Source organism: Streptomyces sp. (assembly GCF_019510245.1).
Classification (GTDB): domain Bacteria; phylum Actinomycetota; class Actinomycetes; order Streptomycetales; family Streptomycetaceae; genus Streptomyces.
Map to the genome: position 1 here is coordinate 22,395 of NZ_JAEKKT010000205.1, position 8,651 is coordinate 31,045.

Annotated in this window: 7 protein-coding genes and 2 pseudogenes; 5 read left to right on the top strand and 4 right to left on the bottom strand. The window is 69.2% G+C overall.

Going from position 1 to position 8,651, the window contains the following annotated elements; all coding sequences use genetic code 11:
- Window positions 1-42: 42 nt before the first annotated feature.
- A pseudogene (locus JF597_RS41490) lies at window positions 43-851 on the top strand (class I SAM-dependent methyltransferase).
- Between the two features lie 149 nt (window positions 852-1,000).
- Window positions 1,001-1,108 (top strand): annotated as a pseudogene (locus JF597_RS41495) (aldolase); the annotation flags it as partial.
- A 230-nt stretch (window positions 1,109-1,338) separates the two neighbouring features.
- Here JF597_RS41495 and JF597_RS41500 read toward each other — a convergent pair.
- Together JF597_RS41500 and JF597_RS41505 are read right to left on the bottom strand one after the other, a co-directional pair.
- Window positions 1,339-2,013 (bottom strand): hypothetical protein, encoded by a 675-nt coding sequence (locus JF597_RS41500; protein WP_294008885.1) that lies wholly within the window; start codon window positions 2,011-2,013, stop codon window positions 1,339-1,341.
- Window positions 2,014-2,187: 174 nt separating this feature from the next.
- Window positions 2,188-2,601 carry a cytidine deaminase gene (locus tag JF597_RS41505; protein WP_294008887.1) on the bottom strand — a complete coding sequence of 138 codons (414 nt, stop codon included), beginning with the start codon at window positions 2,599-2,601 and terminating at the stop codon, window positions 2,188-2,190.
- Window positions 2,602-2,856: 255 nt separating this feature from the next.
- Between JF597_RS41505 and JF597_RS41510 the strand changes: the two genes are divergently transcribed.
- Window positions 2,857-3,723: an alpha/beta hydrolase-fold protein gene (locus tag JF597_RS41510; protein ID WP_294008889.1), complete on the top strand. Its 867-nt coding sequence runs from the start codon at window positions 2,857-2,859 to the stop codon at window positions 3,721-3,723.
- A gap of 21 nt (window positions 3,724-3,744) precedes the next feature.
- Here JF597_RS41510 and JF597_RS41515 read toward each other — a convergent pair whose 3' ends face one another.
- Together JF597_RS41515 and JF597_RS41520 are read right to left on the bottom strand one after the other, a co-directional pair.
- Window positions 3,745-4,938, bottom strand: coding sequence for an extracellular solute-binding protein (locus tag JF597_RS41515; protein WP_294008891.1), 1,194 nt, complete (start codon window positions 4,936-4,938; stop codon window positions 3,745-3,747).
- A gap of 193 nt (window positions 4,939-5,131) precedes the next feature.
- Complete coding sequence (locus tag JF597_RS41520; RefSeq protein ID WP_294008893.1) at window positions 5,132-6,571, bottom strand: gamma-aminobutyraldehyde dehydrogenase; 1,440 nt, start codon at window positions 6,569-6,571, stop codon at window positions 5,132-5,134.
- Between the two features lie 165 nt (window positions 6,572-6,736).
- On the opposite strand from JF597_RS41520, the gene JF597_RS41525 reads away from it, so the two are divergent.
- Both JF597_RS41525 and JF597_RS41530 read left to right on the top strand, forming a co-directional pair.
- A complete protein-coding gene (locus JF597_RS41525) occupies window positions 6,737-7,255 on the top strand; it encodes an Lrp/AsnC family transcriptional regulator (protein WP_294008895.1) in 519 nt (172 codons plus the stop codon).
- Entirely contained in the window at window positions 7,240-8,622 is a 1,383-nt protein-coding gene (locus tag JF597_RS41530) for an aspartate aminotransferase family protein (RefSeq protein WP_294008897.1), read from the top strand. The genes JF597_RS41525 and JF597_RS41530 overlap by 16 nt, the downstream gene beginning before the upstream one ends.
- Window positions 8,623-8,651 lie beyond the last annotated feature (29 nt).

Sequence of the window (8,651 nt, forward strand, 5' to 3'; positions counted from 1 at the left end):
CGACCGCGCAGGCTGAAAGCGGCACAGGACGGGGGTCGAGCAGTGCGGACGGCGTTCGACGAGTCCGAGCGGCGCGGCCGGGCGGGGCAGGCCGATGCGTACGCTGCGAGTTTCGCCGGGCTCTGCGCGTATCCGGTGCCCGGCCTCCTCGACGCGGCCGGGGTCGGGGCGGGGGTTCGTGTCCTCGACGTGGGGACGGGCAGGGCACCGTCGCCGCGGCCGCGAGTGCGCGCGGAGCCGAGGTGACGGCGGCGGATGCCGAGCCCGGCATGGTCGCCCGGGCCGCGTCGGCGGCCCCGGAGGCCGACGTGCGGCTTGCGGCCCTGCCCTGTCTGCCGTTCGCCGACGACGCGTTCGATGCCGTGGTCGGCAACTTCGTCCTCAACCATGTCGGGCGCCCTCGGGAAGCCCTGCGGGAGGTGCGGCGGGTGACGCGTCCCGGCGGTCGGGCAGCCGTCACCGTCTGGGCGGTTCCCCCGGCCGCGGGACAGGCCCTGCTGGGCAGGGCGGTGCGGGCGGCAGGTGTCGTTCGCCCGGCCCACCTGCCGGGTCTCGCCGCCGAGGACGACTTCCCCCGTACGGAACAGGGCTTCGCCGGGCTGCTCGGTGCGGCGGGCCTGACGGACGTCGCCTGCTCCACCGTGACCTGGGACCACCGGACGACGGTCGAGGAGTGGTGGAGCGGAGCGGCCGCCGGGGTGGCGACGATCGGCCGCATCGTGACGAGCCAGGATCCGGTGGTCGTGGCCGAGATCAAGAACCACTTCGAGTCGCTGTGCGCGGAGTTCACCGGACCGGGCGGTGTCCTGATACTGCCGCACGCCGCCCTGATGGCGCACGGCCGGGCTTGACCTCGCCACACCCCCCGGTGCCCTCGGCACCGCCGACATCCTGAGGACCTGCTCCTGCTCGGCGTCCTCGACGGCAAGATGCTCACCCGCATCGCCCTCGCCGACCCCGCCACCCCGTCGGCCCTGCAGGACACCGCCCGGGTGGTCGAGCCCTGCGGCAGCCCACCGCGCAGGGCCTGGTCGTCGGCCGCTCCCTGCTCTGCCCCGCCGGCGGCGACGTCGCCGGTGCCGTTGACAAGGCGGTGAGCCTGGTGTGAGCGACAACCACTGCCACACCGGAGGGCCGGACGCGCCTGATCCCCGGCGTCCGGGGCGGTTCCACGCCTGCCGGTTGATGAACGCCCCGCCGTGCAGAGCGGGGGCGGGACTCCCCTTGATCCTGCGGGCCGGATGCAGCTGCCTGTAGACGTCGGCCGCGTACTTGCCCTCGAGCAGCAACTGGAAGACGCGCGGAATCATCGCCCGGGCTCCTGACGCTACGGGTATGTCATGCCGGAACGTCTTTGGGTTTCCGCGTTCGCTTCGGCTTGTCCGTCGTCTTCGTGGCCGGCCGGTACGTGACGCCCTGGTAGGCCGCCAGCGCCAGGGACAGGATCTCGACGCCCGCGGTGATGGCCGCCACCCGGAACTTCCCCGAACCCGTCGAAGGGGTGCCCAGCAGCACCGGGATCTTCCCGTGGGGATCCACGGTGACGGTGATGGTCTGACCGGCCTTCAGCCCGTCCCCGGTGACTACGCCCGGTAGTGGCCGTCCTGACGGATCGTCCAGATCCGCGACGTGAGTCGGCGGATCGGCACCCTGGTCGACCCAGTAGACCCTGGTCACCGTCGCCCGCTCCACCCGGCCGTCGGCGTGCAGCGCCCGCTGGTCCAGGCCCGAAATGGTCAGGTGCATCACGACCAGAGCAGCGACGGGCACCACGATCGTCGCCACGACGGCCCAGCCCTCGGGCTCCTCCATGCCCGGCACCATCAGCGCGAGAAGGAGGAAGGCCAGGACATAGAGGCCCGGATACACCAGCAACGTCAGCCAGACGTTCTGCGTGACGTGCAGAAGGACGCCGGCGCCGACCTCGACCCCCAGGAACACCACCGCCGAACGCACCAGGAGCAGAGCGGCCAGGCCCATCGAACGGCCTCGCGTCAGTATTCGTCCTGCCACCACACCCCCACCGTCGAATGTTCCGCGTCAACCCGCGGCCAGGAAGCCCCCATTGAACAGTGCGCCATCGAGTTCGGCGACAACAAGCCATGGTGCCAACTGGTGATCCGACTCGGGGCACCCTGGCGAAGAGGCCCCCGCACTGGCTTCCCATGGAGTGCCGAGCGGCGCGGCCTAGTCGGTCTCGAGCCGGTGGGCTCCCCAGACGTAGCTTTCGGGCAGCAAGTCGGTGATGGGGACGGTCCGGACGCGGTCGTCTCCGCCAACGATGACCTTGAGGGCGGGGAAGTAGTCGAGAAGGACCTGACGGCATCGGCCGCACGGCGGAACAACCCCTCGATCGCGGTCGCCCACGGCGACGACTGTGTCCAGCTCGTAGGCTCCCTGGGCGGCTGCCGTGCCGATGAGGACCAGCTCAGCGCAGGGGCCTCCCGTGAAGTGGTAGGCGTTCACCGCGGTGATGATCCGTCCGTCCCGGGCGCGGGCCGCGGCCGCCATGGTGTGGTTGTCGCCCCGGCAGCGAGTACGAGCCACGTGAGCCGCGGCCTGGACGAGTTCGTCGTCGACATGGTGGGTCTGCGTGGTCATCGTCTCCGCCTTCGTCGGGTGTCAGGCGACGTTGGCCCACGTGACGAGAGTGCGCAAGCGGATATCGGCGGTGTGCTCGTTCCGCCAGAACGTGCCATCCGCACATGATCCCGTTCAGTGCACGGTCATACGGGTGTCCCGGGCGGTGCGTAGTGGCGCAAGCAGTCACGTCCGCCAGGCATCGGCGGCCGGTTGATCAACCTGGCTCCCCCGGTGAGGGTGAACGTCGCCTGATGCGGCACTAGGTTGGCTCACGTGACGACCGAGGTGCCCTACCAGCCGCTTCCGCTCGACCAGACGGACGTGCGCTACGCGCATGGCCCCGACTCCGCCGTGCAGCCGGGCGTTCCGGCCGGCGAGACGATCGAGTTCGACTGGAGCGACAGCGCGATCTACCCGGGAACGTCACGGAAGTTCTGGGTGCATGTGCCCGCCCGGTACCACCCCTCGGAGCCGGCGTCGCTGATGGTGTTCCAGGACGGAGGGTGGTACCTGGACCCTGAAGGGGAGGTCCGCGGCGCGATCGTTCTGGACAATCTCGTCCACCGGGGAGACATCCCGGTCACCATCGGCGTGTTCGTCGACCCGGGTGTCTTCCCGGACGCCGAGGATCCGAAGAACCGCAACACCGAGTACGACGCCTACGACGACCGGTACGTCAGATTTCTCCTGACGGAGATCATCCCCGAGGTCACGAAGCGCTACTCGATCGCCGAGGACCCCGACCGATGGGGCATCTGCGGCGGCAGCAGCGGCGGCAACTGCGCCTTTACCGCGGCCTGGCTGCGCCCGGACAGATTCCGCCGCGTGATCGGGTACTTGTCCAGCTTCACACAGATGCCGGGCGGCAACCCATACCCCGAACTCATCCCCCGCGTCCCTCGCAAGCCGCTGCGCGTCTTCCTGCAGGCGGGCCATCGTGACCTGCGCTGGAACGAGCCCGAGGCGAACTGGCTCGCCCACAACCTGCGCGTCGCGGCCGCGCTCGCAGAAGCCGGTTACGACTTCCGCCTTGTGCTGGGCGACGGCGGCCACAGCGCCAACCACGGCGGTGTCCTGCTTCCCGACGCCCTCCGCTGGCTGTGGCGGCCGGACCAGCACCCGGACCGACCGGCGGGCTGAGGCGCGGCGACTGTACCTCCCCTACAACCCCACGATCATGTTCCACCGCTTGGCGAACTCGACCCGTTCCGTCGACGTGATGTCCCGGGCGATCGCCAGCCGCTTGCGCATCGCCGCGTTGGGGAAGATCAGGGGGTTGCCGGCGAGGGCCGCGGTGTCCTTGTCCTTGGAGTCGGCGAGGACCTGCTGGGCGGCCGGGACGGGGCAGACGTAGTTGACCCAGGCCGCCAGCTCGGCGGCGACCTCCGGCTCGTAGTAGTAGTCGACGAGCCGTTCCGCGTTGGACTTGTGGACGGCGCGGTCCGGGATCATCAGGGAGTCGGACCACAGCTCCGCGCCCTCCTCGGGGACGACGAAGCGGATGTCGGGGTTGTCGGCCTGGAGCTGGATGACGTCGCCGGAGTACGCCTGGCAGGCCAGGACGTCGCCGCTGACCAGGTCCTTGGTGTAGTCGTTGCCGGTGAAGCGGCGGATCTGGCCCCGGTCGACCTGCTGCTGCACCTCGTCACAGACGGCGTGGAAGTCGTCGGCCGTCCACCGAGTGATGTCCACGCCGTTGCCCTGCATGATCAGCGCGAAGGCCTCGTCGAGGCCGGAGAGCAGGGTCACCCGGCCCTTGAGGTCGCTCGCCCACAGGTCCTTGACGTGCCGGATCTCGCGGCCCAGCTTCCTGCGGTTGTACGCGATGCCGGTGATGCCCGACTGCCACGGCACGGTGTACAGCCGGCCGGGGTCGAAGGCGGGCGAGCGCAGCAGCGGGTCCAGGTACTTCGCCACGCTGGGTTGGTGGGCGCGGTCCATCTTCTCGACCCAGCCCAGGCGGACGAACCGCGCGCACATCCAGTCGCTGATGACGATCAGGTCGCGGCCGGTGGACTGGTGGTTCATCAGCGCCGGGCTGATCTTGCCGAAGAACTCGTCGTTGTCGTTGATCTCCTCGATGTAGTCGACGGAGATCCCGGTGCGCTTCTCGAACGCGTCGAGGGTGGGCCGCTTGTTGGGGTTGTCGTCGTCCACGTCGATGTACAGCGGCCAGTTCGCGAAGACCAGCCTGTGGTCCTTGGCGGACAGGTCGGTCACGGCGCGGTCGCCGGCCTTGACGTAGGCGGCGGGCACCCCGCAGCCTGCCAGCGCCCCGAGCGCGGCGGTGCCGCCGAGCGCGCGCAGCAGGGAGCGACGGGAGAGCGCGGGCGTGCGGGAAGAGGTCTGGGGCACACCTGAAGGATGTCGCGCCCGCCCGTCACCGGGCAATCGACGCTGCGTCAAGTCACCTGACGTGGACCGGACACCTTGTCGATGCCCCGGGTCAACACGGCGTTACTTCTCGCCCCCGGGCAACGAAGACGCCCCGAAAGGGGCGCGGGGAACTGCGCGACCAGCCCCCACGCACCCGCAGCCGGCCTACGGCCTACGCGTCCAGCGACGTCATCACGTGCTTGATCCGCGTGTAGTCCTCGAACCCGTACCCCGACAGGTCCTTGCCGTACCCGGACTTCTTGAAGCCGCCGTGCGGCATCTCCGCGACCAGCGGAATGTGCGTGTTGATCCACACGCAGCCGAAGTCCAGCTTCTTCGACATCCGCATCGCCCGCCCGTGGTCCTTGGTCCACACGGACGACGCGAGCGCGTACTCGACGCCGTTGGCCCACTCCACGGCCTGGTCCTCGTCCGAGAAGGACTGGACGGTGATGACCGGCCCGAAGACCTCCTTCTGGATGATCTCGTCGTCCTGTTTGAGGCCGGAGACGACGGTCGGCGCGTAGAAGTACCCCTTGTCACCGACCCGCTGCCCGCCGGTCTCGACCTTGGCGTGGGCGGGGAGCCGCTCGATGAACCCGGAGACCTGCTTGAGCTGGTTGGGGTTGTTGAGCGGGCCGAACAGCACGTCCTCGTCGTCCGGCTGCCCGGTCTTCGTCTCGGCCGCGGCCTTCGCGAGCGCGGCCACGAACTCGTCGTGGATGGGCTCCTGGACGAGGACCCGGGTCGCCGCCGTACAGTCCTGGCCGGCGTTGAAGAAGCCCGCGACGGAGATGTCCTCGACGGCCTTGGCGATGTCGGTGTCCTCGAAGACGACGACCGGTGCCTTGCCGCCCAGCTCCAGGTGGACCCGCTTGAGGTCCCTGGACGCGGACTCGGCGACCGACATGCCGGCCCGCACGGAACCGGTGATGGAGGCCATCGCCGGGGTCGGGTGCTCGACCATCAGGCGGCCGGTGTCACGGTCCCCGGTGATGACGTTGAAGACGCCCTTGGGGAGGATCTCGCCGATGATCTCGGCGATCAGGACCGTCGACGCCGGAGTGGTGTCCGACGGCTTCAGGACCACGGTGTTGCCGGCGGCGATCGCCGGGGCGAACTTCCACACGGCCATCATCATCGGGTAGTTCCACGGCGCGACCTGCGCGCAGACGCCGACCGGCTCACGGCGGACGATCGAGGTCATCCCCTCCATGTACTCGCCGGCCGACCGGCCCTCCAGCATCCGGGCCGCGCCGGCGAAGAACCGGATCTGGTCGACCATCGGCGGGATCTCCTCGGAGCGGGTGAGCCCGGTCGGCTTGCCGGTGTTCTCCACCTCCGCCGCGATGAGGTCCTCGGCCCGCTCCTCGAACGCGTCCGCGATCTTCAGCAGGGCCTTCTGCCGCTCGGCGGGCGTGGTGTCGCGCCAGCCCGGGAAGGCCGCGGCCGCGGCCGCCATCGCCGCGTCGACGTCGGCCGCGCCGGACAGCGGGGCGGTCGCGTACGCCTCGCCGGTCGCGGGGTTGACCACCTCGGTGGTCCGTCCGTCGGCGGCGTCCCGGAACTCACCGTCGATGTAGTTGCGCAGGCGACGCAGCTCGGTGCTCACTGCCGGCCCTCCAAGTTCGGGTGTCCATTGGCTGAGACACCCACAGTAATCCGAGATCCCACGTTTTCAACACCCCCACCGCCGCCGTGTCTGCGAAATCCGCAATCCACGACACCTGAAACAACGAATTTCATCGATACGGCCTTGCGGAACCGTCGAGACGTCGTGCACAGTGAGCTCGTGGCCAGTCGAAGCGCAGACCAGAGGGACTCGTCCCGCGAGTCCAGGAACGGCACCCCGCAGTTGGACGCCGTCTCCCTCGCCATCATCCAGCAGCTCCAGGAGGACGGCCGCCGTCCGTACGCCGCGATCGGCAAGGCCGTGGGCCTGTCCGAGGCGGCCGTGCGGCAGCGCGTCCAGAAGCTGCTGGACCAGGGCGTCATGCAGATCGTCGCCGTCACGGACCCGCTCACCGTGGGCTTCCGCCGGCAGGCGATGGTCGGCATCAACGTCGAGGGCGATGTCGAGTCGATCGCGGACGCGCTGACCGGCATGTCGGAAGTCGAGTACGTGGTGATGACCGCGGGCTCGTTCGACATCCTCGCGGAGATCGTCTGCGAGGACGACGACCACCTGCTGGACGTCATCAACAAACGCATCCGGGCGCTGCCCGGCGTGCGCTCCACCGAGAGCTTCGTCTACCTGAAGCTGAAGAAGCAGACCTACATGTGGGGAACCCGATAACCGTGACCCAGAAGGACCTCAGCCGCACCGCGTACGACCACCTGTGGATGCACTTCACCCGCATGTCCTCGTACGAGAACTCGCCCGTCCCGACCATCGTCCGGGGCGAGGGCACCTACATCTACGACGACAAGGGCAAGCGCTACCTGGACGGTCTCGCCGGTCTGTTCGTGGTCCAGGCCGGTCACGGCCGCACGGAACTCGCCGAGACCGCCTTCAAGCAGGCCCAGGAGCTGGCGTTCTTCCCGGTGTGGTCGTACGCCCACCCGAAGGCCGTGGAACTGGCGGAGCGGCTGGCCGACCACGCGCCGGGCGACCTGAACAAGGTCTTCTTCACCACCGGCGGCGGCGAGGCCGTCGAGACCGCCTGGAAGCTGGCCAAGCAGTACTTCAAGCTGCAGGGCAAGCCGACCAAGTACAAGGTCATCTCCCGCGCGGTCGCCTACCACGGCACCCCGCAGGGCGCCCTGTCGATCACCGGCCTGCCGGCGCTGAAGGCCCCCTTCGAGCCGCTCGTGCCCGGTGCCCACAAGGTCCCGAACACCAACATCTACCGCGCCCCGATCCACGGCGACGACCCGGAGGCCTTCGGCCGCTGGGCCGCCGACCAGATCGAGCAGCAGATCCTCTTCGAGGGCCCCGACACCGTCGCCGCGGTCTTCCTGGAGCCGGTCCAGAACGCGGGCGGCTGCTTCCCGCCCCCTCCCGGCTACTTCCAGCGCGTGCGCGAGATCTGCGACCAGTACGACGTGCTCCTGGTCTCCGACGAGGTCATCTGCGCCTTCGGCCGCCTGGGCACGATGTTCGCCTGCGACAAGTTCGGCTACGTGCCGGACATGATCACCTGCGCCAAGGGCATGACCTCGGGCTACTCCCCGATCGGCGCGTGCATCGTCTCCGACCGCGTCGCCGAGCCGTTCTACAAGGGCGACAACACCTTCCTGCACGGCTACACCTTCGGCGGCCACCCGGTCTCCGCGGCGGTCGGCCTCGCCAACCTGGACCTGTTCGAGCGCGAGAACCTCAACCAGCACGTCCTGGACAACGAGGGCGCCTTCCTCTCCACCCTGCAGAAGCTGCACGACCTGCCGATCGTCGGCGACGTCCGCGGCAACGGCTTCTTCTACGGCATCGAGCTGGTCAAGGACAAGGCGACGAAGGAGTCCTTCAACGACGAGGAGACCGAGCGCGTCCTGTACGGCTTCCTCTCGAAGGCCCTGTTCGAGAACGGCCTGTACTGCCGTGCCGACGACCGCGGCGACCCGGTCGTCCAGCTCGCCCCGCCGCTGATCTCCAACCAGGAGACCTTCGACGAGATCGAGCAGATCCTGCGCGCCACCCTCACGGAGGCATGGACCAAGCTCTGATCGTCGCATCAGCGGTCCGACCCGGCCCC

Excerpts from the sequence above, each read along its gene's own strand:
- JF597_RS41505 (WP_294008887.1), bottom strand. The coding sequence starts at position 2,601 with ATGACCACGCAGACCCACCATGTCGACGACGAACTCGTCCAGGCCGCG.